The organism is Bartonella sp. MR168JLCBS, from assembly GCF_042194175.1.
On sequence record NZ_JBHIMP010000004.1, the window covers coordinates 76,549 to 102,872 of the forward strand.

At 34.0% G+C, this 26,324-nt stretch carries 23 protein-coding genes, 1 tRNA gene and 2 pseudogenes; 17 read left to right on the forward strand and 9 right to left on the reverse strand.

The genetic code is table 11. From position 1 onward, the window contains the following. Positions 1 to 4 precede the first annotated feature (4 nt). A complete protein-coding gene (map, locus tag ACFIK8_RS04260; RefSeq protein WP_375636087.1) occupies positions 5 to 835 on the reverse strand; it encodes a type I methionyl aminopeptidase in 831 nt (276 codons plus the stop codon). Further along, on the reverse strand, positions 828 to 1,544 hold the full coding sequence (gene sfsA / locus ACFIK8_RS04265; protein ID WP_375647630.1) for a DNA/RNA nuclease SfsA: 717 nt from the start codon (positions 1,542 to 1,544) through the stop codon (positions 828 to 830). Before sfsA ends, map begins: the two co-directional genes overlap by 8 nt. Positions 1,545 to 1,828: 284 nt before the next feature. Between sfsA and ACFIK8_RS04270 the strand changes: the two are divergent. The 4 genes and pseudogenes from ACFIK8_RS04270 to ttcA all read left to right on the forward strand — a co-directional run bounded on the left by ACFIK8_RS04270 (position 1,829) and on the right by ttcA (position 5,417). Continuing rightward, a pseudogene (locus ACFIK8_RS04270) lies at positions 1,829 to 2,666 on the forward strand (RNA methyltransferase). Continuing rightward, entirely contained in the window at positions 2,659 to 3,477 is an 819-nt protein-coding gene (gene murI / locus ACFIK8_RS04275) for a glutamate racemase (protein ID WP_273787953.1), read from the forward strand. The pseudogene ACFIK8_RS04270 and the gene murI overlap by 8 nt, the downstream one beginning before the upstream one ends. A gap of 179 nt (positions 3,478 to 3,656) precedes the next feature. Further along, on the forward strand, positions 3,657 to 4,274 hold the full coding sequence (gene rpsD, locus ACFIK8_RS04280) for a 30S ribosomal protein S4 (RefSeq protein ID WP_273722651.1): 618 nt from the start codon (positions 3,657 to 3,659) through the stop codon (positions 4,272 to 4,274). Between the two features lie 267 nt (positions 4,275 to 4,541). Beyond that, positions 4,542 to 5,417 carry a tRNA 2-thiocytidine(32) synthetase TtcA gene (ttcA, locus tag ACFIK8_RS04285; protein ID WP_375628391.1) on the forward strand — a complete coding sequence of 292 codons (876 nt, stop codon included), beginning with the start codon at positions 4,542 to 4,544 and terminating at the stop codon, positions 5,415 to 5,417. A gap of 409 nt (positions 5,418 to 5,826) precedes the next feature. Here ttcA and rimO read toward each other — a convergent pair whose 3' ends face one another. Both rimO and lexA read right to left on the reverse strand, forming a co-directional pair. Beyond that, positions 5,827 to 7,140 (reverse strand): 30S ribosomal protein S12 methylthiotransferase RimO, encoded by a 1,314-nt coding sequence (gene rimO, locus ACFIK8_RS04290; protein ID WP_375668993.1) that lies wholly within the window; start codon positions 7,138 to 7,140, stop codon positions 5,827 to 5,829. 447 nt (positions 7,141 to 7,587) lie between these two features. Beyond that, complete coding sequence (gene lexA, locus ACFIK8_RS04295) at positions 7,588 to 8,301, reverse strand: transcriptional repressor LexA (protein WP_375636089.1); 714 nt, start codon at positions 8,299 to 8,301, stop codon at positions 7,588 to 7,590. 1,173 nt (positions 8,302 to 9,474) lie between these two features. Here lexA and ACFIK8_RS04300 point away from each other — a divergent pair. Further along, a tRNA-Lys gene (locus ACFIK8_RS04300) sits at positions 9,475 to 9,550 on the forward strand. A 90-nt stretch (positions 9,551 to 9,640) separates the two neighbouring features. Here ACFIK8_RS04300 and ACFIK8_RS04305 read toward each other — a convergent pair. Beyond that, positions 9,641 to 9,826: pseudogene (locus ACFIK8_RS04305) on the reverse strand (integrase); the annotation flags it as partial. Between the two features lie 285 nt (positions 9,827 to 10,111). Between ACFIK8_RS04305 and ACFIK8_RS04310 the strand changes: the two are divergent. From ACFIK8_RS04310 to ACFIK8_RS04345, 8 genes are all read left to right on the forward strand, one after another. After that, positions 10,112 to 11,011 carry a septal ring lytic transglycosylase RlpA family protein gene (locus ACFIK8_RS04310; RefSeq protein WP_375661417.1) on the forward strand — a complete coding sequence of 300 codons (900 nt, stop codon included), beginning with the start codon at positions 10,112 to 10,114 and terminating at the stop codon, positions 11,009 to 11,011. Between the two features lie 1,089 nt (positions 11,012 to 12,100). Further along, positions 12,101 to 13,264, forward strand: a complete 1,164-nt coding sequence (locus ACFIK8_RS04315) for a D-alanyl-D-alanine carboxypeptidase family protein (protein ID WP_375668994.1) — start codon at positions 12,101 to 12,103, stop codon at positions 13,262 to 13,264. 28 nt (positions 13,265 to 13,292) lie between these two features. Next, positions 13,293 to 13,937 carry a dTMP kinase gene (tmk, locus tag ACFIK8_RS04320; protein ID WP_375668995.1) on the forward strand — a complete coding sequence of 215 codons (645 nt, stop codon included), beginning with the start codon at positions 13,293 to 13,295 and terminating at the stop codon, positions 13,935 to 13,937. Beyond that, positions 13,934 to 14,977, forward strand: a complete 1,044-nt coding sequence (locus ACFIK8_RS04325) for a DNA polymerase III subunit delta' (RefSeq protein ID WP_375668996.1) — start codon at positions 13,934 to 13,936, stop codon at positions 14,975 to 14,977. Before tmk ends, ACFIK8_RS04325 begins: the two co-directional genes overlap by 4 nt. A gap of 84 nt (positions 14,978 to 15,061) precedes the next feature. Then, positions 15,062 to 16,621, forward strand: coding sequence for a methionine--tRNA ligase (gene metG, locus ACFIK8_RS04330; protein ID WP_375636093.1), 1,560 nt, complete (start codon positions 15,062 to 15,064; stop codon positions 16,619 to 16,621). Then, positions 16,611 to 17,384 (forward strand): TatD family hydrolase, encoded by a 774-nt coding sequence (locus ACFIK8_RS04335; RefSeq protein ID WP_273787962.1) that lies wholly within the window; start codon positions 16,611 to 16,613, stop codon positions 17,382 to 17,384. The genes metG and ACFIK8_RS04335 overlap by 11 nt, the downstream gene beginning before the upstream one ends. Positions 17,385 to 17,394: 10 nt before the next feature. Next, positions 17,395 to 18,204 (forward strand): MBL fold metallo-hydrolase, encoded by an 810-nt coding sequence (locus ACFIK8_RS04340; RefSeq protein ID WP_375636095.1) that lies wholly within the window; start codon positions 17,395 to 17,397, stop codon positions 18,202 to 18,204. Between the two features lie 110 nt (positions 18,205 to 18,314). Next, positions 18,315 to 18,674 (forward strand): hypothetical protein, encoded by a 360-nt coding sequence (locus ACFIK8_RS04345; protein ID WP_375636096.1) that lies wholly within the window; start codon positions 18,315 to 18,317, stop codon positions 18,672 to 18,674. A 361-nt stretch (positions 18,675 to 19,035) separates the two neighbouring features. Here ACFIK8_RS04345 and ACFIK8_RS04350 read toward each other — a convergent pair whose 3' ends face one another. Genes ACFIK8_RS04350 through pcsA form a run of 3 tightly spaced genes read right to left on the reverse strand, consistent with a single transcriptional unit; the run spans position 19,036 to position 21,330 of the window. After that, a complete protein-coding gene (locus ACFIK8_RS04350; RefSeq protein ID WP_375668997.1) occupies positions 19,036 to 19,449 on the reverse strand; it encodes a DUF6163 family protein in 414 nt (137 codons plus the stop codon). Further along, a complete protein-coding gene (locus ACFIK8_RS04355; protein WP_375661412.1) occupies positions 19,446 to 20,492 on the reverse strand; it encodes an enoyl-CoA hydratase/isomerase family protein in 1,047 nt (348 codons plus the stop codon). The genes ACFIK8_RS04350 and ACFIK8_RS04355 overlap by 4 nt, the downstream gene beginning before the upstream one ends. Positions 20,493 to 20,517: 25 nt before the next feature. Beyond that, on the reverse strand, positions 20,518 to 21,330 hold the full coding sequence (pcsA, locus tag ACFIK8_RS04360; protein ID WP_375636099.1) for a phosphatidylcholine synthase: 813 nt from the start codon (positions 21,328 to 21,330) through the stop codon (positions 20,518 to 20,520). A 182-nt stretch (positions 21,331 to 21,512) separates the two neighbouring features. Here pcsA and ACFIK8_RS04365 point away from each other — a divergent pair, with 182 nt between their 5' ends. From ACFIK8_RS04365 to sodC, 4 genes are all read left to right on the forward strand, one after another. Further along, complete coding sequence (locus tag ACFIK8_RS04365; RefSeq protein WP_375636100.1) at positions 21,513 to 22,739, forward strand: UbiH/UbiF family hydroxylase; 1,227 nt, start codon at positions 21,513 to 21,515, stop codon at positions 22,737 to 22,739. A 542-nt stretch (positions 22,740 to 23,281) separates the two neighbouring features. Then, positions 23,282 to 23,626, forward strand: a complete 345-nt coding sequence (locus ACFIK8_RS04370; RefSeq protein WP_015856389.1) for a hypothetical protein — start codon at positions 23,282 to 23,284, stop codon at positions 23,624 to 23,626. Continuing rightward, positions 23,604 to 23,960 carry a hypothetical protein gene (locus ACFIK8_RS04375; RefSeq protein ID WP_375636101.1) on the forward strand — a complete coding sequence of 119 codons (357 nt, stop codon included), beginning with the start codon at positions 23,604 to 23,606 and terminating at the stop codon, positions 23,958 to 23,960. Before ACFIK8_RS04370 ends, ACFIK8_RS04375 begins: the two co-directional genes overlap by 23 nt. Positions 23,961 to 24,172: 212 nt before the next feature. Beyond that, positions 24,173 to 24,700, forward strand: a complete 528-nt coding sequence (sodC, locus tag ACFIK8_RS04380) for a superoxide dismutase [Cu-Zn] SodC (protein ID WP_273787969.1) — start codon at positions 24,173 to 24,175, stop codon at positions 24,698 to 24,700. Positions 24,701 to 25,270: 570 nt separating this feature from the next. Here the strand turns inward: sodC and ACFIK8_RS04385 are convergent. Beyond that, positions 25,271 to 26,227 (reverse strand): COG2958 family protein, encoded by a 957-nt coding sequence (locus ACFIK8_RS04385; RefSeq protein WP_375668998.1) that lies wholly within the window; start codon positions 26,225 to 26,227, stop codon positions 25,271 to 25,273. Positions 26,228 to 26,324: the final 97 nt, after the last annotated feature.

Genomic DNA, 26,324 nt, shown 5'->3' on the forward strand with positions numbered 1-26,324 from the left:
TGCGTTAGGTATGCGAATTTGGAATATAAAAAATATTTTTAGGAGATTGTGTAAATATTTCATACCCTTCATTTGTGACACCAATTGTATGTTCATATTGTGCTGTCAGAGAGCGGTCACGGGTAACAGCAGTCCAACCGTCAGATAAAATCTTAACTTGTGGTTTACCAAGGTTAATCATAGGCTCAATTGTAAACATCATACCTTGTTTTAATTCTATTCCTTCTCCAGGGGTTCCATAATGGAGGATATTGGGTGCATCATGAAAAAGCTGCCCAATACCATGTCCACAAAAATCTTTCACAATTGAGCATCGTTCAGATTCTGCATACTGTTGAATGGCTGCACCAATATCACCTGTGGTTGCTCCAGGCTTAACAACAGCGATTCCTTTCATAAGACTTTCATAGGTTATTTTTAGCAGGCGTTCTGCAGCACGCCTGATTTTTCCAACAGGATACATTCGGCTTGAATCCCCATGCCAACCATCAAGGATAAAGGTTACATCCACATTCACAATATCGCCTTCTTGCAAGGGTCTTTTATTGGGAATGCCATGACAGACAACGTGATTGATAGATGTACAGCATGAATGGCTGTATCCATGATAATTTAGATCAGCAGGAAGTGCTCCTCGCTTAGCACCAAAAATGAATACAAAATCATCAATTTCTTGCGTAGTAACGCCTGGCTTAATAATATCCGTAAGCGCATCAAGGCATTCTGCAGCAATGCGACCAACTTCACGCATTTTAGCAAAAGCATAATCATCGAAAATGCGAATTTTTCCATTAAATTTTAAAGGGCTTTTATTATATTCAATATACTCAGTCATTGTTTTTTCTGTTTTCTATTTTTACTCTCTGAATCGGAAAAATGCCTTCTACACTTACGTGACACTTTACAGCATAACATTCTACTCCTGATTTTAATGCTAAATCAAATTTACGTCCATAGAGTGGATCAAGATCATGACAGATTGTAAAAGCTGCGCAATCTTCTCGTTGAATAATATAAAGCATAGCAGCTCTTTTTCCTTGTTGTACAACTCCTATGAGCTCATCAAGGTGACGTGCACCACGTTTTGTTTCGCTATCAGGAAATTCTGCTAATCCTTTTTGACGAATAAAATGAACATTTTTGACTTCTAGGTAACAGTCAGGAAGAATGTCATCACGTAAAAGAAAGTCAATTCGTGATTGTGTTCCATAGCGTTGTTCTTTTAAAATTGTTTTATATCCACTTAATTCTGGTAGTAATCCGTTTTGAATTGCTTCTAATGCAAGTTTATTGGGTAAAGCAGTATTAATGCCAACCAAAGTATTATCAGCTTCAATAATTTCTAATTGATAGGCATATTTTCGTTTGATGTTATTATGATATGAAAGCCAGATATTGGAGTTGAAAGCTGTTAATCCAAGCATTGATCCTGTATTAGGTACAGATACGGTGAGGACATGCTGATCATCTTGTTGAACATCCGCAAGGAAACGTTTATAACGACGGATAAGCTTTGCAGGAAAAAGTTTGGGAATAAAGTGCATATCCCTTTTTTAGGATTTATGATTTCATAATTCAACTGAGATTATGATTTGTAGGGGCTATTCCCTATAAAAAAAGATAAAATTGATGTAAAAAACGCTACGATATCCTATATAAATTGTTATAAATTCCATCGTTCACTTTAATGGCTTTTAAAATTTATTATCTTTGAGTGAAAAGATAACATTGTCTCTAATTTATTATTAAACAGCATTAGAGTACTGTGAAGAAGGTTTCGTAAAAAATAGTGGAGAGGGAGATAGTTAAGTGAAACTAGGTAAGATTGATGGCTGGAACGAATAAGAATCGTGAAAATTTAACAAATGGTCCCATTATTATTTTAGTTGAACCGCAGCTTCCTGAAAACATTGGTATGGTCGCAAGGGCAATGGCGAATTTTGGGCTTTCTAAGCTTCGGTTAGTCAAACCTCGGGAAATGTTTCCAAATGAAAAAGCTATAGCTGCTGCGAGTAAAGCTAATCATGTCATTAACAACACTGTGATTTTTAATACATTGCGTGATTCAATTGCAGATTTACACTATGTTTTTGCCACAACAGCACGTGAAAGATGTGGATTTAAAACTGTAAAAAGTGCTGTCGAAGCAGCAAGCGTATTACGTCAGCGTGAAAGTATCGGACATAAGACAGGTATTGTCTTTGGAAGAGAGAGATGGGGATTAGAAAATGATGAAATCAGCCTTGTTGATGAAATTATTACTTTTCCAGTTAATCCTGCTTTTGCGTCACTTAATATTGCGCAAGCAGTTCTTTTAATGTCTTACGAATGGATGAAAACAGGTCTAGAGGATGTCAGCGATACGGCATTTCGTGCCGCAGAGATGGAACCTGCAAATAAAACAATATTTCATGGTTTTTTATCTCAGTTAGAAGAGGCTTTGAATATCCGTGGGTATTTTAGACCCCCAGAACGCAAAGAAGTAATGCTTGCAAATTTGCGCTCTGTTTTTACGCGCGCTAACTTTAGTGAACCTGAGGTTCGTTTATTGCGAGGCATTATATCTTCTTTGGATCATTTTTCGCCACAATATCCACGGGGGAGTAGAGCACCTGAAGAGCGTGATCGTGAAAAAATTAAAAATAAGTGTGAAAACTAATGGATGAACGACCTGTTCTCTTTTTTGATAGCGGTATTGGTGGTTTAACAGTGTTCAGGGAGGCACGTATTCTTATCCCTGAAATGCAATTTATCTATGTTGCTGATGATGCAGGATTTCCTTATGGAAATTGGAAAGAAAATATTTTGAAAGAGCGTATTTTAAAGATTTTTACAAATCTTTTAACACGCTACAATCCAGCCTTATGTGTGATTGCTTGCAACACCGTTTCTACACTGATGATGGCAGATTTACGACAGAATTTTTCTCATGTCCCTTTTGTAGGAACGGTTCCTGCAATTAAATCAGCTGCTGAACAAACAAAATCTGGTTTTATTTCCGTATTAGCTACTCCTGGAACAGTGAAACGTGCCTATACAAATGAATTAATTAATTCTTTTGCTGGACAGTGTCATGTTCAACTTGTGGGAAGTAAAAAGTTGGCTGGATTTGCTGAAGATTATTTACGGGGAAAATCTATCGATTCAGAAGAGTTAAGAAAAGAAATCCTACCATGTTTTGTGGAAAAAAATGGACAATATACTGATGTTATTGTTTTAGCCTGCACACATTATCCTTTTTTGATTAACTTCTTTCGTGAACATGCTTTATGGTCCGTTGAGTGGATTGATCCGGCGAAAGCGATTGCCAAACATATCAGATCATTATTACCACTGTCGGAAAAAGTACACGATCAATATATAAAGAAATATCAAGATTTTGCGTTATTAACATCGAAAAATATCACTTCTTTAACGGAGAATTTGTTTAAAGGATTTGGCTTAAAACTCATGAAAGGAGTTGACTTTGGGTTGTAAGACCAATAATGATGATCTGGCTATATTTTCGAGAAAATAGCATTAATTGACGTGTCCCGTGGATAACTTTGCATATTGATATGTTAAGGTATTCTGTCAGTCTTTAGTATTTAAAGGCAGAGGAGGGCGCGTTTCCTTGGGGTCTTAAGATCTCGTGTTTTATTTTATAAGGAAATGCGATGAGTAAACGCGAAACAACAAAGTATAAAATTGACCGTCGTATGGGAGAAAATATTTGGGGTCGTCCGAAATCTCCTGTCAATCGTCGTGATTATGGTCCAGGTCAGCATGGACAGCGTCGTAAAGGAAAACTTTCTGACTATGGGGTGCAGTTGCGCGCTAAACAGAAATTGAAAGGGTTTTATGGAGATATTTCAGAAAAACAATTTCATAAAACATATGAAGAGGCTGCTCGTCGACGGGGTGATACTGGTGAAAATCTTATCGGTCTGTTAGAATCACGTTTGGATGCTGTTGTTTATCGTGCAAAATTCGTGCCTACGATTTTCGCTTCTCGCCAATTTATCAATCACGGTCATGTTAATGTAAATGGTCGGCGCACAAATATTCAATCTTATCGTTGTAAACCTGGTGATGTTATTGAGGTTCGGGAAAAGTCAAAACAACTTGTTTTAGTTTTAGAATCAGTGCAATTGGCAGAACGTGATGTCCCTGATTATATTGAAGCAGATCATAAACAGATGAAAGCAACCTTTACACGTATTCCTGCTTTTGCAGATGTTCCTTATGCTGTGCAAATGGAACCTAATTTGGTTGTTGAGTTTTATTCTCGATAATTTTTCTGCAAGAGAAGTTATTTTTTTCTTCTATTATTATAACTTCAAGATATTGTGTTATTTTTACAATCTCTGAAGTTAATAAGTGCTTTTTGTAAATGGTTCTATATTAAGTTTATTGCTATGTTTTATAGTCATAGACTTATATAGTTCCATTTCTTTTTTGTGTATCTAATTTATAAGTTCAAAAAACATAAATGTAAGCTTGCTTTAATATTTGTTTTTATCTTTGCAAAACGAGCTGTTTATTGTGCAGGATATGGTATTATGAATGATGTTTCAGTTGAATATCAGGCAATAGAAGAAAACGAAGGGAGAGATGATCCTTTAATAAGCGAAGCAGATAGTTGTCATCCAATGTTTCGTGTTGCTCCTTCAAGCGTAGAATTTAATAAATTGCGCAAACGACTTTTGCGTCATATGCGACAAGCTTTGGATGATTTTTCTATGCTCTCTACAGGAAAAAAATGGCTTGTTGCTTTATCGGGTGGAAAAGACTCTTATGGTTTATTAGCGCTTCTTTTAGACTTAAAGTGGCGAGGTCTTTTATCCGTTGAAATTCTTGCCTGTAATCTTGATCAAGGGCAACCTGGATTTCCTAAGCATATTCTTCCAGACTTTTTAAGTTCTTATAAAATTCCATATCGTATTGAATATCAGGATACTTATTCCATTGTTACAGATAAATTGGCAGAGTCGCAGACATATTGTTCACTTTGTTCTCGATTACGACGTGGTAATCTCTATCGTATTGCACGTGAAGAGGGATGTTCTGCATTAGTTTTAGGTCATCATCGTGATGATGTTTTAGAAACATTTTTTATGAATTTGTTTCACGGTGGCCGATTAGCTGCCATGCCTGGAAAACTTAAAAATGATGAAGGAGATCTTTTTGTGTTACGTCCTCTTGTTTATGCAGCTGAGGAGGATATGGAAAAATTTTCTCAAGCAATGCAATTTCCGATTATTCCTTGTAATCTTTGCGGTAGTCAAGATGGTTTACAACGTAATGCAATGAAAGAAATGCTGAAAAATATCGAAAGACAAATGCCAGGACGTAAAGATACGATGATTCGCGCTTTAACAAATGTACGCCCAAGTCATTTGCTTGATAAGAAATTCTTTGATTTTAAGACCTGTTAATAAAGATTAGATATTTAAAAAAATAAGTTCAAAGAGTTTAAGATAAGATACTTATTTATTAAGACACTATTGAAAAAAGTTTCCTTTCACTAACTAATGACTGTCGCAATATGAAAAATGGGAAAATAGTACGATTGTCGATTTTCTCTTTTGTTAAGTAAAAATGGTGAACCTTGAGGATTTTATTCTTTTGCGCCGCCGTCACCTCATTTAAGGCATTAAATTAAGAGAATATATAACTGCTTGGTATTTGTGGAGTGTATAGCAAACATTCAGGGCGAGGATTGCTCGTAAATTCTCATGAAGTGAGTTACATAAGTGATCAAGTTCGATTGTGAGTAGCCGATCTTTTTATAAACCAATGCTGATAGAAATCTTCATCATTGAGGACAGGGAAGAAGTTAAATTTTCAAACTGCTACACCATAAAGATCATAGGCATCCGACTGTTCAATTTTAACGCTGACAAATTCACCAACACGCAACGGGCGTCGTGATGATATATGGACAACACCATCTATTTCTGGAGCATCGTATTGACTACGTCCTTTGGCAACTTTTCCTTGACTTTCATCGATAAGCACTTGGAGTCTTTTTCCAATTTTTTTCTTTAAAAGATGTGTAGAAATTTGTTGTTGTTTTGCCATAAAACGATGCCAGCGATTTTCTTTCACCTCTTCAGGAATATTTTCTAATCCCAAATCATTTGCGGCGGCTCCTTTTACCTCTTCATATTTAAAGCACCCAGCGCGTTCAATTTTTGCTTCTTCTAGCCATTCTAGGAGTATATTAAAATCTTCATTCGTTTCGCCAGGAAAACCAACAATAAATGTTGACCGCAAAGTAAGATCTGGGCATATTTTTCGCCATTTTTCAATTCTACGGTTTGTTTTTTCTATGAGTGCAGGACGCTTCATATGACGCAAAATAGCTGGTGATGCATGCTGAAAAGGAATATCCAGATAAGGAAGAATTTTTTTTGCAGCCATAAGTTCGATAACTTCATCAACATGGGGATAAGGATAAACGTAATGCATACGTATCCAAATACCCATATCGCCTAGTTCGCGACAAAGATCAAAGAATTTTGTTTTTATTGTACGATCTTTCCAAGAATTTTCGAGATATTTTAGATCAATACCATAAGCACTCGTATCTTGTGAAATAACTAAAAGTTCTTTTACACCCGCTTGCACGAGTTTTTCAGCTTCACGAAGAACATCGCTGATGGGACGTGAAGTGAGATCACCACGCAGAGTAGGGATGATACAAAAACTACACTGGTTAGAGCATCCTTCAGAAATCTTTAGGTAGGCGTAATGGCGAGGTGTTAAACGAATACCTTGGGGAGGAACTAAATCAAGAAAAGGATCATGAACAGGAGGAATTGCTGTATGAACAGCTTCTATAACACTTTCATAAGTTTGCGGTTTTGTAATAGCCAATACATTAGGATACGTTTGGCGAATAACATCAGGATCAGCACCAAGACACCCCGTTACAATAACTTTTCCATTTTTTTTGAGAGCTTCATCAATATTGGCTAATGATTCTCTCCTTGCCGAGTCAAGAAAGCCACAGGTATTCACAATAACGACATCAGCTCCTTGATGTTGACGTGAAATTTCATACCCTTCAGAGCGAAGGCGTGTAATAATTCGCTCAGAATCTACGAGTGCTTTTGGGCATCCGAGGGAGACAAAACTAATACGAGGTGCTACCATGATGATCCTACAATTATTGTGAATGATTGAGTTACACTTTTATAACTGAAAAATAATGTTCTTTATTTTTATACCTATGCAATAAAATCTGTTACAAAGTTATTTGATTTTTTTCTACAAAATTTTATGTGTTTTTATGCATGCATACAATTTATATCGTAAAATTCTGTCATTGAGGACGATGATATAAGGTTGCTTCCTTCAAAGCATTCAAGTTCTTTTATAAAGTACGTGGTGAATATTTTAAAGCTTACTTGTCGCTCCTTGCGTAAGTGAAGGAGATGTAGGGAAGGAAAAATGAAACCCGCTCGATAAGGATCTGGACTGTTTATAGACCGAATTGGGGCATCCTTTGGCAGTGGAGAGGAAGTCAACTGCGTGTGGCACAATAAAAAAATACTCAACAACTCCTTATTGCGATATCTATCGCGTACTAAAGGTTTATTTTTAATATTTGCGAATAAGTCCGGTAAGTTTGCCTTGTATTTCTACACGTTCGGATTCGTATGTACGTGCTTCATAATGAGGATTTGCGGCTTCTAATGCAATAGAAGCTCCTTTGCGTCGATAACGTTTTAATGTGGCTTCTTTTTTATCAATAAACGCAACAATAATTTCACCTGTTATTGCTGTATTTTGACGTTTCACAATGATCGTATCTTTATTAAGGATACCAGCCTCCATCATAGAATCATCTTTAACTTCTAATGCGTAGTGCTCACCTGTATTAACCATATTGCGTGGGAGAGAAAGAGTGTTTATTTGTTGCAGTATAGCAGAGGCGGGCACGCTCGCAGAAATACGTCCCATAATAGGAATGGTGATATTTTTTTTTTCTTCTTCATCAAAGTTGTCAAGGTTACTCAAGTTTTTTGATATTTCCCTTTTATTTTTTTCTATCATACTGGGAGAAATTTTACGTGCTAAAGAAAGGTTAAATGTTATTTTCTCAGGGAGTCGAATCACCTCCACTGCACGAGCGCGATTGGGTAAACGACGTATAAACCCTCGTTGTTCTAAGGCTATAATGAGCTTATGAATACCAGACTTTGAAGAAAGTTCTAATGCATTTTTCATTTCTTCAAAAGAAGGAGGAACACCAGTTTCTTTTGTATGGTTATGAATAAACAAGAGTAGCTCATATTGTTTACATGTTAGCATTCAATATTCCAATCAAAATAATAAAAAAGGAGTAAAGTAAAAATACATGTATATATAACAATTTTACAATTTTTTTTCCGCCAAATCAAAATTATTTTCTTTATTTTTGATCCTATAAGTTAAGTTAATGAAGCAATATGTTTATTTATAGACATATTTAAATTATTATTTATATAAAACTTACTTTAAGAATTTTATGAAATTATTATTTATATATTATATATCTACATTAATATTAAACAATGTATAAAAATACTTTATAGCTCTGACTGGATTATCCAACACTAAATTTTATGACCAGTGTTATCCTTTTCTTCTAAAAATATATCTACGTATTTTGTAATTTCTTGATATAAAAAAGTTAATTAGAAGGCATTTTATATATTTAGAACACTCTATGGGTATTTAGATCATTTTGCACACTGCATATTATTTCTGCTTTTTTTAAGTAAAATTATCTACAGCTATAATAGTGAGCATAATTTATAGTCATTCGGGATACTTTCAATGAGACTGAATTTTATGTCTGTTTTATTCTATAGGATAAATTGGCTTTCGTTATATATTCATTATGCATGAATAAAAATCATACCCTCAAAATGCCATTGTTGCTCATTGTCCCATTTTCAGGTCTAACGTACCAACCGCTATATACTATTTTGCTGAACCCTAATGTTGAGATAATTTTTGGTTATTGAAAGGAGGTATAAAAGGTATTTTCATTTCTTTTTTATAGTTTTATTCTCTCACTCAAGTGATGAAATTATAAATTGTTATAAATCAATATGTTATATTGTAAATCTGTATTCATATTTGAAAATTGAAAACTAAAATATGAAGATATAAAAATAATATTATAGTAAAAGGTATTTTTTCTCTATCCATTATGCTCAACAACCCATGTGAGGGAAGGAGGGTAATTTCTTATAATTTTAGCGCTCCGAATCTATGCAATATTTTGCAATGAAATTGTTCCTTGATTGAAACTTCAAAAAGAAGATTAAAGAGTATCTATACAATGATGAAAAAAGGAGGGGAAAACGGAAAATTATTGATAACTGAAGAAAATAATAATATTTTTCTTCAAAAGGTGTTGACCAAATGAAAAGTCAACCGTATGTTCCCTTCACTTTCTGCAAATTAGATAGTCTACAAACTAGATAGCTTGTGTGAGAGCGCGTAGCTCAGCTGGTAGAGCAACTGACTTTTAATCAGTAGGTCCAGGGTTCGAATCCCTGCGCGCTCACCAAATTTAAATAATATCAATAGACTATACAAAAATTTAAGAATCTTTCTCGTTTTGATTCTTTTTGAAGTTTTTTATTGATTCTATAATCAGTCATTTTCTATCAGATGTTTTGGAATAGAGCGATGCTATGCTGTCTCCTGTCCAAAATAAAGAGCTTTAAGCTTACGATACGGTTGTACCTGCGTTGGCAGAAAATGTGGTTGCTCCTTTTCTCAATCCATAGATTGATTTTTTAATACCTACTGCATTACATGATTCGCAAAACAAGTTGCTAAAATCACCACTTATTCACAGTTTATATTATGAAATAACTTTTCTATAAGATGTTGATTTGTTTAATTTTCATTCTTTTAAACATCTACTATAGTACATTTATTTCTTACAAAAATCATAAAAAGGTTAACAATGTGTTAATTTCTTGATAAAAGGAGCCAATTCAAGGGTGGTATATGCGCGAGGGAAATCATTTAAAAACGTAAATTCTTCCGTCGCATATAAAAAGCGTGACAGCGTGACGTGGTTTTTACAGTAGTACTTAACAGAAATAAGTGGACTGAATAGATGCCTTCAAATAGAAAAAAGAAATTTACTTTTATTATTAAACCATCACTTCAATTGTTTTCTATGATCGTCATTTCTCAGTCACTGGTATCTTGTTGCGCAAGCCAAACTATGAATTTTTCAATAAAAGATTCCTATCATAATAAACCAATTGACGTAAACACTTCTGTACTACCTCAACAAGTATCCAATAAGAAGAATCAATCGGAAGAAAAAAAGCGTGGACGAGCTGTTGTTGGTAAACCTTATCAAATAAAAGGAAAGTGGTATTATCCTCAAAATGATCCAACTTATAAACGTGTTGGCGAAGCATCATGGTATGGTTCAGATTTTCATGGGCGTTTAACTGCCAACGGTGAAATTTATGACATGAATCTTTTGACTGCTGCTCATCCTACAATGCCTTTACCTAGCTATGCTCGTGTTACTAATTTGAAAAATGGATCTTCAATCATTGTTAGAGTGAATGATCGCGGACCTTTTATGAAAGACAGAATCATTGATTTATCAAGGCAAGCTGCGGCAATACTGGGGTATGTAGATAGGGGGGTTGCAGATGTTAAGGTAGAATATATTGCTGAAGCACCTGTTGGCTATTATGATGGTGCATATTTAATGGCCTCTTATACTCCTGGAAATGCTGCCTCGTATTCATTAGCGTCAGAAAATGTTTTGAAAAAAAGAGAAACTGTTTTGTTAAAAGAGAAGCGCAATACAGGAAACAAAGAAGGATTAGCTAAAGCAGCTGCTGTTGAACAGGAACAACGTAATAAAACTGTTGCAGTTAAATTGCCAGAAATTGGTCCTATCATGGTTGATAAGCCGATGCCATTCGATCAAGTTGCTTCTATAAATAAGCTAAACAAAAAAACAAAGGTCAATTGGCTACAACTGTTTTAAGAAAATATGCGTTGATTTTTTATCTATATAATTCTCTAGTAAAAAAGGTAAGAACTTACGGATTTAGTGGAAGGTTTTCATCTTAAAGCGCGTTGTCCTTTTAAAAAAGCGTGGTTGGGTGCTATTATAAATTCAGTACGTCCTTTCCACTCCATTACTGGTCTATTCGTCGTTTTATGATATTTCTTGCTTTAATAAAGCACGTACTTTTCTTGCTGTAATAGCTTTTGCTAGACGAGGGGAGATTATTGTATCGGTCTGTTTGTGTAATCTCCAAAGCAACTATACAATCAATTTGATAGGAATAAAAAGCTTAAAAAATATTTTCTTTTGATTTGGTTTTGCAGCTTTCCAAAAAGCATCCACGGTAATATCTTCTGAAGAGATTATGCATTACTTCATGCTTTTGTTTATCATGTTCTTTAATGGAGTAAGTCCCCTCACGAGAAACAGAGCGTCTCAAACAAAATACACGTACACTGCCAATTCACGTACTTATTTAAAAGGGAAATATTTCAACACGTTACAAGCCTATTTTACGATAGCGCCTATGAATGGTATGATTGGTAACGCCTTTAGACATCACTATCTTTACACTTATGAAGATATAAACCGACACCATCGTACACTTTGCAAGCCTCCAATGTTTTGTGCGATAATTTTTGACACTTGAGAGGTTGATAAGAGGTATTTTTACTCTCTTTTTTAATAATTTTTATCCATATACGAACTTTACTTATGATGCGTAAGTAAGCGAATTTTATTAAATTCAATATGAGAATAAATATAAAGAAGAAATCTTACAGTATTTTTAATAATATATAAGTTAAAATATTATAACTGTTTATAATAAACAATGTACTATAAATATAAAACAAAAAAAATAAAAATATTTTTGTCTTTGTATACTTTAAAAAATTAAACTAAACCTAGGTATAAGATAAAAAGTGCATCATATTATTTTTGATAACGTTGAATAAAAATAAAGTCTTTTCTTGAGTTGTCAATAATTCCTCAATTTGCAGAAATAAAAAAGTTTTTTCCTATATAAGATTCTTTATGTTGATCTTTGGGATGGGAGGAGAAGCTATGTATACAACATTAAGGATCTTATTGACTTTATGGGGGATATTGGCATTTGACATGTGGGGGAGAGCAGAAGGTTTTCAAATTTCTGCATCACAATTGTTGTTACTCGATGATGATACAGGGACAATACTTTATGAAAAACAAAGTGATATTCCTTTTTTTCCTGCTTCATTAGCAAAATTGATGACAGTGGAAGTCGTATTTCATCACTTAAAGGAGGGATTGTTAAAGAGTACGCAGAAATTCAAGGTCAGTGAAAATGCTTGGCGTAAAGGTGGAGCACCTTCCGGTACAACCACTATGTTTGCAAAGATAAAGACAGAAATCAGTGTTTCTGATCTTTTACGTGGTTTAATTATTATGAATGGAAATGATGCTGCTATTATTCTTGCTGAAGGAATATCTGGACATGAGGCTCATTTTGCAAAACTGATGAATCAGCGCGCGAAAATAGTCGGATTATCTCAGAGTCATTTTGTTAACGCAACAGGGTTACCCGAAGAGGGACAATTTGTAACCGTGCGTGATATGATTATATTAGCACGTCATATTGTTCAGGAATATCCGGATTATTATGCACTTTATCGTGAGCCTCATTTTACGTGGAATAATATTTTTCAACGTAATAAAAACCCTCTTATTTCTAAGGAAATTGGTGTAGAAGGATTTGGTTTTGGCTACAGTGAAAAAGAAGGTTTTTCAATGGTTGCCACCATTTCTAAAAATCATCGACGTCTTTTTTTAGCAATCAATGGTTTGCAAGATGGTAAAAAATATACAAAAGAAATAGAACGCATTCTTCAATGGGGAATGACAGCATTTGATCTCAAAACGATTTTCATAAAAGAAGAAACGGTTGGTCGTGCTTCTGTTTATGGTGGTACGCAAAATTTTGTTCCACTCATTGTTAAAAAACCAATAAGTTTTATGCTTTCGAATGAAAAAAAAGTAAATGTTAAAGCAAAAATTAAATATCATGGTCCATTGAAAGCTCCTATCGTTTCTGGACAATCAGTTGGCGTTATTCAAATTTTAGAAGATAAAAAGGTTCTTCTGGAAAAACCAGTTTTTGCCGGAATGAATGTTCAGGAAGGAAGTTTCTTTGCAAAAGTAAAAAATGCATTCTATGAAATAACAATTGGATGGTTACGGAAATATTTGTAGTTACGTGCTAATAAGGTTAAGGTCATACGTGTCAGGTTATTTTATTACATTCGAAGGAGGGGACGGGGTAGGAAAAACGGTGCAGATTTCTTTACTTGCTGAGTCTCTCTCACACCAAGGTTATGATGTTGTCACAACACGAGAACCAGGGGGAACGCTAGGAGCAGAAGCAATCCGGCATATTTTATTGTCAGGGCAGGCGCAACATTATGGACCGTTGATTGAAGCTGTTTTGTTTACAGCCGCACGTGTCGACCATGTTACCGAGGTTATCGCGCCTTCTTTGCAAAAAGGTAAAATCGTTTTATGTGACCGCTTTATTGATTCTACACGCGTTTATCAAGGACTCAATGATACAGTCAGTTCTTCTCTTCTTACTGTTTTAGAGTGTATTGCACTCAATGGTATCTTGCCCCATTTAACATTTTTATTAGATATGCCAGCAATGTGTGGTATGAAACGTGCAAATTTACGAAGAAAAGAAACAGAAGAAATTGACTATTTTGAAAAAGATCAGTTGGAAATTCAAGAACAAAGGCGTCAAGCTTTTCTTCAATTGGCCAAACAGGAACCCCATAGATTTCGAGTCATTGATGCTACTGGCTCAGTGGAAGCGGTTGCACATCAAATAAAAAATATTTGTCATCAGGTATTGTTGGATAAGCTTTCATGAGTAATGTAAATATCTTACGCCAATATGATGATATTGATACAATTTTATCACCATCCCAGAATGATGTTGTCTTTGGTCATGAGGATGTTCGTCATTTTTTGACACAAATGCTTAAAGAAGAGCGTTTGCATCATGCATTGTTATTTGAAGGAGAATATGGGATTGGAAAAGCTACATTAGCCTTTCATCTTGCTTGGAACATTTTAAGTTCTCAACAGGAGGCTTTCTTGAAACCCGATCCTTATTCTACTCCATGGCGCCAAATTACACAAGGAAGTCACCCTGGTCTTTTGTATATTTCACGTCGATTTGATGTAAAAACGCAAAAGTTTAAAACAGGAATACTCGTTGATGATGTCCGTGATATTATGCATTTTTTAAGCCGAACATCGCAAGATGATGGATGGCGTATTGTTATTATTGATTCTGCAGATGATATGAATAGAAATGCAGCAAATGCAATTCTCAAAATACTTGAAGAACCACCTTCAAAAACGTTATTTGTTATTATCGCGCATTCTTCAGGAAAATTGCTTCCAACAATCCACTCACGGTGTCAAAAAATTTCTTTTCGTCCGTTAAATAACGATGAAATGAAAAAAGTTATTATACATATTTTCGCCAATCAGAACTTACCTGATGAGAAAACAATTGAAATAATTATTAAAAAATCTAAAGGAAGTCCTCGAAAAGCTGCTTTACTTATCTGCCATGACGGTCTTGAAATTATTAAAACAATTGATGCTCTCTTAGAGAAACCTGTTTGTAACGCAACGATTGTACATACTCTTGCACAAACATTTTCATCTGTTTATTCTACATTCCAATTTCAACAATTTTGTGATGAAATTCTTAATAAAATTCAAAAAAAAGCTATCATGCTCGTTGAAAAGGGTGACTTATTTCTCTCAAAAAAATATGCGGAAAAATGGCAAGAGATTCATCAAGAAATAGAGGAAATACAACTGTTTAATCTCGATAAAAAGCAGTTTGTTATTAACTTACTTTTTAAAGTTCATAAGATCATTCATGAGGATTAGTTTTTCCGTGACAATACGATGAACAGACGTTATGTCATTATATCTTTATATCTTTTATTTATAGCGTTTTACAACGAGTATGACATGCGTGACACATATTACATAACAACTCCCATTTTTTATCCTAATGGTGCTCCACATATTGGACATGCCTATAGTGCAATTGCAAGCGATGTCTTAGCCCGCTTTCAACGATTAAACGGAAAAAATGTATTTTTTCTTTCTGGTACAGATGAGCATGGTCTAAAGATGCAACAAACCGCAGCAGCATTAGGTATGACACCTCAGCAACTTGCAGATCGTAATAGTGCTGTGTTTCAAAAAATGCTTGCAGTATTAAATTGTTCTAACGACGATTTTATCCGTACGACAGAAGAACGCCATTATCAAGCTTGTCAAGAAATTTGGAAAAAGATGGAAGCAAATGGCGATATTTATCTCGGTCGTTATACGGGATGGTATTCGGTTCGCCAAGAAGCCTATTATGAAGAGAAAGATACGGAAATTGGATCAGACAACATCCGCCGTGAGAAGGAATTAGGCTCTCCAGTTGAATGGAATGAAGAAGAAAGTTATTTTTTTAGACTTTCTCATTATGAAAAGGCTCTTCTTGAATATTATGAAAAACATCCTGATTTTATTGCTCCATTTGAGCGGCGTAATGAAATTATAAGTTTTATCAAATCAGGTTTAAAAGATATCTCTATTTCACGCGCAAGTTTTAACTGGGGCATTGCTGTTCCTGAGAATCCAAAGCATGTGATGTATGTCTGGGTTGATGCGCTTACAAATTATCTATCAGCAATTGGTTTTTTCAATGAAAATTCAAAAAAACGTGATTTTTGGCCTGCAAATACGCATATTATTGGTAAGGATATTATTCGTTTTCATGCAGTTTATTGGCCGGCATTTTTAATGTCTGCTGGAATTGAATTGCCTAAAAATATTTTTGCACATGGTTTTTTACTTAATCGTGGTGCAAAAATGTCAAAATCTATTGGAAATGTCGTTGATCCTTTTGAAATGGTTGATCATTATGGTCTTGATCAGGTCCGTTATTTCCTTCTCCGTGAAGTACCATTCGGACAAGATGGTAGTTATAGCCATGAAAGCCTTGTGAACCGTATTAATGCTGATCTTGCTAATGATCTTGGTAATTTAGCACAGCGCTGTTTGTCTATGATTGCCAAAAATTGTAATGCACAAGTCCCGAGACCAACTTCATTTTTAGCTCAAGATAAACAGCTTTTAGAACAATCTCTTCAAGTACTTGAAACTGTACATCAAGCTATGTCTTCTTATAGTATGCATTTAGCACTTTCAGCTATTTTTTCAATTGTAGCAGATGCCAATCGCTATTTTGCCAACGAACAACCTTGGAGTTTACGTAAAAATGACCAAGAGCGATTTTCTACAGTTCTTTATATCACTGTAGAAATCTTGCGGAGAATAGGAATTATGCTTTTGCCTTTCATACCCCAATCAGCAGCGAAACTTCTTGATAGCCTTGCGGTTGCTGAAGATGATCGGTTATTGTATCATATAAGTCATTCAAAAATTCAAGAAGGGCTTGATCTTCCACCACCAGAACCGATTTTTCCTCGTTATATCTTGAAGAAAGAAGATACTTATCATGTTGATTGATACACATTGTCATCTTGATTTTGAAGATTTTTCACAAGATTTGGATAATGTCATCCAACGGGCTTTAGATGCTGACGTTAAACGTATGATAACAATTTCAACCCATGTTCATAAGTTAGATAAGCTGTTAGCCATTGCGCAAAGCTATGATCAAGTCTTTTGTTCTGTTGGAACACACCCCAATCATGCGCATGAAGAACAAAATATTACAGCGGAAGAGCTTATACAGCTCTCGAATCACCCTAAAATTGTTGCGTTTGGGGAAGGGGGGCTTGATTATCATTATGATTATTCTACACCAGAAGAGCAAAAAAAAGTTTTTCAAGAACATATCATTGCTTCTCGAGAAACACAGATTCCTCTTGTTATACATTCACGCAATGCCGATCTCGATATGGAGACAATATTACGTGAACAGATAAAAGAAGGAGCTTTCCCCTTTATCCTTCATTGTTATTCGTCTGGAATGCAACTTGCTCGTGCTGGAATCGAACTTGGTGGTTATATTTCTTTTTCAGGTATTCTCACTTTTAAAAATGCACTTGAAATCCGTGAAATAGCAAAAATTGTGCCCCATGAGCATTTGTTAGTGGAAACAGATGCTCCATTCTTAGCACCTAGTCCCCATCGGGGAAAAACAAATGAACCATCTTTTGTATGCTATACAGCAGCTGTTTTGGCTGAAACAATTGGCTTAAGCATTGAAGAAACAGCTCAAATAACAACGCGTAACGCTTTTCGTTTATTTAGTAAAATGAAATAAGGCAAAAGATATGTGTGATCAATACCGATTTACAATATTAGGTTGTGGTCCTTCTCCAGGAGTGCCACGACCCAATGGTGATTGGGGAACATGTGATCCGAATAACCCTAAAAATAAACGCTACAGAAGTTCTTTATTAGTTGAACGTATTAAACCTTCAGGAGACAAAACAACAATCGTTATTGATACAGGTCCAGATTTTCGCTCACAAATGATTGATGCGCGTGTAAGCCATCTTGATGCTGCTCTTTACACACATTCTCATGCAGACCATATCCACGGTATTGATGATTTACGCAGCTATGCACTTGCACAAAAATGTTTAATAGATATCTATGCCGACAGATTTACACTAGAGCATCTCAAAAGTGCTTTCGGATATTGTTTTCAAACACCAAAAGCTTCATCTTATTCTCCCATTTTAAAAGAGCATCTTATCAATGAAGATAGCCAATTTATTATTCATGGGCAGGGCGGAGCAATAAGCGTCAATACATATTTACAACACCACGGGAACATTCATTCCTTAGGTTTTCGGATTGGGAATGTTGCCTATTGTACGGATGTTAGTGAATTTCCTGAAAAAACTTTATCCAAATTAATGGATTTGGATGTTCTCATCATTGAAGCTCTTCAATTTAAATCCCATCCGAGTCATTTTTCTGTTGATCAAGCATTACAATGGATAGAATATTTAAAGCCAAAACAAGCAATACTTACACATATGGATAGATCGCTGGATTACAACAAGGTTATAAATTATGTTCCATCCCATGTAAAACCTGCATATCAAGGTCTTACTTTTGAAACAGATGCGTAAGCTTATTATGCGCAATATTTTAAGTTAAATAAAACACTTTTAAATTTATCCTTTATTTTATTTCAATTTTGACATATTTAGTGCTTTTTTATGTCGAAAATGAGGCTTTTATGTATAAGAATTTTAAGCGGGGTGTATGTATTGTGGTTTTAGCGGTTTCCTTGACAGCATGTGGAGGGCGTTTAGAAAAAAATATTTCAACGACAACATTACATGACGGATCAATGAGTTGTGCCGATATTCAACGGGAGTTTTTTGCTAATAAACGTCAGATTAATGATACAATTGCAGAGCGTTCTAAAGCAAGAAATAAAAACGTGGCTTTAGCAGCAGCAGGTGTTATATTTGTACCTGCTTTGTTTTTTATGGATGTAAAATCAAGTGAAAGTAATGAAATTTCAGCTTTAAATAATCGTAATGCTGTTTTGAGTGATCTTGCACGTATGAAACGTTGTAAAATAGTACAGTAATTTTTATTATTTATACGACGTAATTTCATCACAACTATTTTGGTCTTTGAGGAATATTCTCAAAGACCGAATATTTTAATGTGCGGTTCAATTATTATCGCCATTACCATAATTTTTTTTAAAAAGTGAGTTGTACGATTATAAATATGATTTATGTTTTAAAGTAGGGTTTGCTTTATTTTTCTGTATCGTATTATCGCATAATATATATTATGGAACTTTATGGAAGGAGTATATCTAGCATTAGCACTTTGAGGAACGTATGTTTGAAAACTGTGGTGAGCTACTTTTAAAAACTTGATGACCTTTGAAGTTAGTATGATTGAAAATCGAGCCTGTTATTCTGGCTCGAAAATTTCAATCACGATATTTTTTTATTTTTTACTCTTTTAAAAAAAATCATCACAATTTGTGGTATTATGAAAGCTAAAAACAATATTCCATGAAATAACGGTACAAATGGCTGATAAATAAAATCAGAATAATATATTGTTATTGCTTCAATCAATGCTGCAATACACCACACAATGATACCCCATAATGAATACATCCAAAGTCCAACTAAGGCAATAGGATAGAGAATAGCCAATATAGCTGATGCAAATTGCCACTGCCAAGGCATAAGATCAAAACGCCATAGAACACCTGGAAAAACACCAACAAGGCGTATCCAATAACAAATACCTAGGACTAAGCAAATGAGTGCCAAAAACCGTAAATAACAGTTATAGATTAAATTGATTTTTGAAATCCGTTTGTGTGAATTATTTTTCACAATAATAACTCTTGCTCAACAGGTTGGAAGTAAGAATCTACCATTTCATCTGTCACATTTGAAAGTTTATTTGGCTGCCATTGAGGTCTTTTATCCTTATCGATTAACATAGCACGTATACCTTCATGAAAATCATGTGAATTAATCATATGATGTGCAATACGGTTTTCAATTTTCATACAATCTTCCAACGTTTGAGATGAATTTTGTTTCATTTGTTTCCAGATAACTTTTAAACTTATCGGAGAACGTGACTGCAAAATATCATAACATTCTTTAGCAAATAAAATACCTTCATTACTTTTTTTATGTAGCAACTCAAGACATTCTTCTAAGGTATGGGCACTAAAACAAGTGTTAATAATACAACGTGTTTCATGACTCGTTTCATAGTCTTTTGTAATTGCTCGCTCGTTTAAAGCTAAAGTAGGATCTCCTTGCTCAATAATAGCTTTTCTAATCATATCGAATTCAATTTCAGCAACGGCGTGTGTTGCTAATCCTAAATTTAAGCAATCTCCCCACTTTATGCGTGCGCCCGTTAATGCAAGATAGATGCCAAAATGATTGGGAAGAGATGGTAAGAAAAAACTTGCACCTACATCTGGAAAAAATCCAATTGCACCTTCTGGCATAGCAAAAACTGTATTTTCTGTAACAATTCGATGCGAACCATAGAGAGAAATACCTACCCCTCCTCCCATCCAAATACCGTTTAAGAAAGAAATGTAGGGCTTTGAAAAATGTTTAATATAAGCATTTAAACTATATTCATCACTAAAGTATTGACAAGCAGAGGCACTTTTCCCCATATGGTAGATTTCTACAACATCTCCACCAGCACAAAAAGCACGCCCCTCCCCTTCAATTAAAACACAAGAAACATTATCATCTATTTCCCATGTCCTGAGAGCTTTTTTTAAAGCTGAAACCATTCGTTGATTCAGAGCGTTTAATGCTGAAGGGCGTGTGAGCTTTATAATACCAGCACGCCCTTCTTTCGTAAAAGAAATATCATCATCTGCTCCAAAATCAATTTGCATCTTACACCCTTCTTAAAACAACTATTTATTGTTTTTTTATATTTTTTGCCCCAAGTTGAGGAAATATTTGCATGATTGCGCCAATACAATATATATAAAATCCTGTTACTGAAATTCCTATTTTAACCCAAGAGGGAGCCTCTAGTTGATAAAAGAATGCAGAAACACCAAAAAAACACCATAAGAGAAAAATTGGAAAATTAACTCTGCGTAAACGAAGGACTCTTACTGGATGGATAAAATAAATTGGCAAAAAAGATATAATCGCCGATAAAACAATAATGATAAAAGTAATCCACTCTCCCGGTCTTACAACAAAAAGCGTAAAAATCATCATATTCCAAACAACAGGAAATCCTTTAAAAAAGTTTTCTTTGGTTTTCATGCTAGTATCTGCATAATAAATAGCAGATGAAATAACAATAATTGCACTCAATGAAAACGATAACCCTACCCCCATAAAACCACTTTGATAGAGTGCAAAAGCAGGAATTAAGACATAAGTCACGTAATCAATAATATTATCTAACAGCTCTCCAGACCATGTTGGAAGAACGTATTTAACATCAAGTTTGCGTGCAATTGGTCCATCTATACCATCGACGAGAAGTGCAAGCCCAAGCCAACAGAACATAGCTGTCCATTCTTTTTGAGAGGCTGATATAAGAGAAAGAAACGCTAAAAATGATCCCGAAGCTGTTAGTAAATGAACAGAAAAAGCCTTTGCTTGTGGCATTGTTACTTTTTTATGGCGTAATAATTTAGCATTTGTTTTGATTTTCTTTGTTAGTTTACGTTTCAAGGTTTTCTTATCCTCGTTTTTAAAGTCTTCAACCATCTATTAATACGCCATTTTTTACCGATGATATAACCCAGCATTTAAAAAAATCATAAAAAGGTTACTTTTTTATATCGCATTATTTATTACATACTATAATAGAAGAGCTTCATATAATAAAAAGAGAGTGATCATTTGGAAATGTTAAAATATTTTCTCAATGGATAAAGGTTCAAATCGTTGTGATATTTGAAAAGAAAGAGCATAAAGATATTGCTGTTATTGGTGCAGGTCCTGTGGGAATGTTGTCCGCACTGAGTCTTGCACATGAGGGGTTTTCTGTTTTTCTTGTCGGCCCCCCTGCTCATACAGATGAGTTACGGACAACTGCTCTTATGATGCCTGCAATACGCATGCTTCAAAAACTCAATATTTGGAATAATATTCAAAAATATGCTGCTTCTTTATCCTATATGAGAATTGTAGATATAACTTCTAGAATTGTGCATGCTCCTACGGTGCATTTTTCTTCTGCTGAAATTGGTGAAAAAGCTTTTGGCTATAATATACCTAATGTAAAATTGAACAGTGCTTTAGTCGATGCTGTTGCACATACGCCCAATATTACAAGATTTGTTTCGGCAGCCAAATCTTTTCATCACACAAAAAACCATGTATGTATTACTCTTGCTGATCATAGAGTCATTCAAGCACCACTTGTTGTTGCTGCTGATGGACGTCACTCTCTTACACGTGCCGCAGCAGGAATAAGTGTCAAACAGTGGAATTATCCACAAAAAGCACTTGTTCTCAACTTTTCTCATGAGTTTTCTCATCAAAATACATCAACCGAATTTCATACAGAACATGGTCCATTTACACAGGTTCCTTTACCAGGGCGAAGATCTAGTCTTGTATGGGTTGTTCATCCTTCTCGTGCTGAGGAATTATTGAATATAGAACCAAAAGAAATTGCAAAAATGATCGAAAACCAAATGCAATCAATGCTTGGAAAGCTACGCTTAGAAACATCAATTCAAGCATGGCCGCTTTCAGGACTTCTTTCTCATCATTTTGCTGCTAATCGAACAATTTTAGTGGGTGAAGCCGCTCATGTTTTTCCCCCTATTGGAGCACAGGGATTGAATTTAGGATTCCGTGATGTCCAAACGTTGATTGATATTTTACCCAATAAAATGTCCAACTCTAACTCTGAAATGATTGTTGCGCATTATAACAAATGCCGCAAACCAGATATATTAATCCGAAGTGGAGCTGTTCATACACTTAACTCTGCTCTACTTTCTCATATGTTGCCTGTTCATATGATACGAAGCGTTGGGCTTGGTTTGTTACATAGTTTTTCACCATTACGTAATTTATTTATGCGCGAAGGAATGTATCCCGGTTATGGATTCAAGGAAATTATGCAAATATTTCCAACAAAATCATCTAAACAGCTCTACTGAGCAATAATGGATAATAACGTAAAATAAACAAATAATAATAAGTCAATAAGGTATCAATACCACAGAAAAATTATTTCTATTTGAGTTTTTGTAATAAAACATGTAAAATTAGTAGTACTATACATCATTTTTTATTAAAAATTATTATATATATTTAGCATACTAATATAAAATAAGAAAAAATAATTATAATAAATATATTTCTTATAGTTTTGTATGAAATATAAAAATTACAGATAAAAAAATAATAAGCATAATAATTAAGTTAATTATAGACTACAGATGGAATTGTAAAGATATCTTGCTAAATCATGTCTGTTAAATTTTACACTATAAAGCAAATGAAAAATAATACCATTTTGAAATAGTTATTTTATAACATTAATTTTAATAAGAAAATAAATAATAAAAAACATTTTTATTTAATCAATAGAGTTTCAAAACTTTTTATCATTAAGTATAATATTAAAAATAAAATCATCTTGGGAACTTGTTAGTAACACAGAGGTTAATGAAGTGTTGTTTCAACAAATGGTGACAAGATGAAACTAAATAAATTTTTGAAATTAAGTATTTTTTTTATAATGATTGTATGTGTCTCGTTGACAGTCACTACTTCAATCAGTGAGGTTTTTCATCTTCCTTATTGTCAAGCCTTTACCTATAGCTCTACTCAAAATGTCACTAAAATAGGTCAGAACTCATTTACTGCTTCACAAGTTAAAAATTGTCTTATGCAAAATGGTTTTGAGAATATTAAACGATTGCGTTTAGATGACAAAGGCATCTGGCGTGCTTTAGTAAAATTTAAAAAGTCCCATTTTTTCGTATCCGTTGACTATTCAGGAACAGTTAGCATTCAAAATGAAAGAAAAAAATATGATTGATTTTAAAACTTACAGCAACGTTTCTGTTCATAGCTGTAAGGAAAAAAAATTAAAAAAGTGCTGTCATTCTATTAAAGAATTTGCTTTCATTGGCGGTTTAAATGGTAGCATATCAGGAGCTATCGCAGCAACTCTTGCAACTTATGGTTATATTGCTCTTCCAGGATTTGGTCCAGTTATCGCAATGGGTATAGGAGTAGCACTTTCTGCCGGAGTGATAATAGGAACACTGATAGGATCAGGAATGGGAGGAAGTGTCGGTATATGCTGTATTTTATGGGAAATTTATATGAATCATAATAATTCTTTCTCTTATAAATTTCATAATGAATAAAAATTTTTCGTCATTTTTTCTATGAAAAATAATTAAGTCATCAACAAATTATATGTTCTGTTTTTGATGAAATGATTATCGTATTATAAATGAAATAATATTTCTATGTAAATTATTTTTCTTAAATTTCAATTTAATACAATCATATATATTTAATAATATAGATTATTTTTATAGATAAAATTTATTTAAATATAATTATAAGGTATTTTATGAAAAAAATATTATTATCATTATTGATTTTTATGGCATTTTTAATTCATAAAAATTCTGCATTAGCACTATCAACACAAGTAAATATTTATAAATTAGAAGATAATAATTCCAAAAAGGCTATTGGTAGCATTAAAATTGAAGAAAACACATACGGTTTGATTTTCATCCCTAATTTATCTACTTTATCAGAAGGGATGCATGGTTTTCATGTACATGTAAATCCTTCATGTGATACAAAAGATGGCATAATTGGTGGAAGCGCAGGTGGACATTATGATCCGGAACATACCGGAAAACATTTAGGACCTTATAATGTCAATGGTCATCTTGGTGATTTACCAGCACTTTATGTTGATAAGCAAGGGTATGCTATGATGAGCGTTCTTGCTCCACGATTAAAAAAAATCTCTGAAATTAAAGGGCACTCTTTAGTCATTCATTTAGGAGCAGATAATCAATCAGACAAACCATTACCGCTTGGCGGAGGTGGTGCGCGTTTGGCGTGCGGTATTATTGAAAAATAAAGAGAATATTCTGGCAAACTGTGTGAATATTTTATAAGAGTAAAGTTTTTTGAATGTTTAATTTGGATAACAAAAAACTTAATAATAATCAAAACGAATAACAATGGAAATTAAAGAAATAGTGGTATAAATTCTCCGTAAGAAGACTTCAATATGAGGAAGTAATATTTTCAATGTTTGATGTAAACAAAGCAAGAAAATTGAATTTCACTTTCTAAAATATCAAATTTGTAATAAATTATAATTATTAAGTCTAGTATCTAATAGAATTACGCCCCACGTACAAAATAGAACGGGTCTAAAACAGAATTTTTACTCTTCCCCTACTCAAGCCCACTCATGAGATGCACGCAAACAATTTTGATTGATACAATATCAATATAAGGTGGTTTTAAAAGATTGAATGCTAGGATATTTCCCCCCCTCATTTAAGTTTAAAACAAATGACTCATTATCATTATAAATCAATATATTATATCAATATAATAAGTCAAATAAAATAGTTAGAGTAATTTTTTATTACTCTGAAAAAAGGGTTTTTAAACAATAGAGTCTTTTTTAAAATACCTCTCATGGATACATATGATCCCAATCTAGTGGACGCATCTCGCCAGTTTGATAAAATTGACGAATGAGTTTAATATAATCAAGAAAATCTTTGTTTTCCTCCACTAATCTATTAGCAGTATCCCAGTCAATATCACTACGTTCTTTGGCAGGAATTAAGATCTCACTCTCGGAAGAGTTTTCCTTATTAAGTCTTATAAATCCAACTCCATGCAAACTTGAAAGCATTCGAAGCTCTTTTAATGTATCAACCCCTTCAATTTCACTAGCAACTAAATAACTCAAATTAGCCCATGACGAATTACTAACTGTTTGAAAAAATGCTTTTCGTAAATTTGAACGATTGATGAGAATTTTTACTTCAAAAGACCGAAGCTTCGTTTTTTTATCAAAATATTGCAAAACACAATCTTTGATTTCACGATTCCATTCACTGCTTAAATCTTGCATTCCTACGAGATCTGGATAAAGCCATTTATTTCCGCCTGCACCATGTTTATTACGAGAACATTTCTCATTAATGCGCTTGCTGTAAACTGCAAGCTCTGACCATAAAAATTTAGATAATAACGGATAAAGATCATGCTCTTTAACAGAGCCATCTTCTGTTCTACTCTTTGCATTGTCCTCTGCTGCATCAATGTCCTCTACTGCATCAATTTCAGCACTATCTGTTTGTTTAGTAAAATAATATTGCCGTGGTCGTCCTTCAGTGGTTTTAATTTCTGAATAACGTTTTTGTAACTGAGGGCGTCCTGCTCCTATTTCAGCAACAATTTGCTGAATAAGAGCTGCATCACTATTAAGGGGAGTAATTATTGCCGTTGAATGCTTTTGTTTTTGACGGCATTTTTCTGGGTAATTTTCAAATATCCATTGAGCAATTTCTCGAGCTGTAAATTTTTTTGTCGGGTTTTTCTTTAAAAAATTAAAAATAGTATTTGTTAAATTCAAAGTCATATGAAAAAATTTCCCCTTTCACCCTCCAGATATTTCATTATATTCAGGTTTTTTAAATGAAAGAACAATAAAATATTTAAGTTTTTTAAAAAAAGCA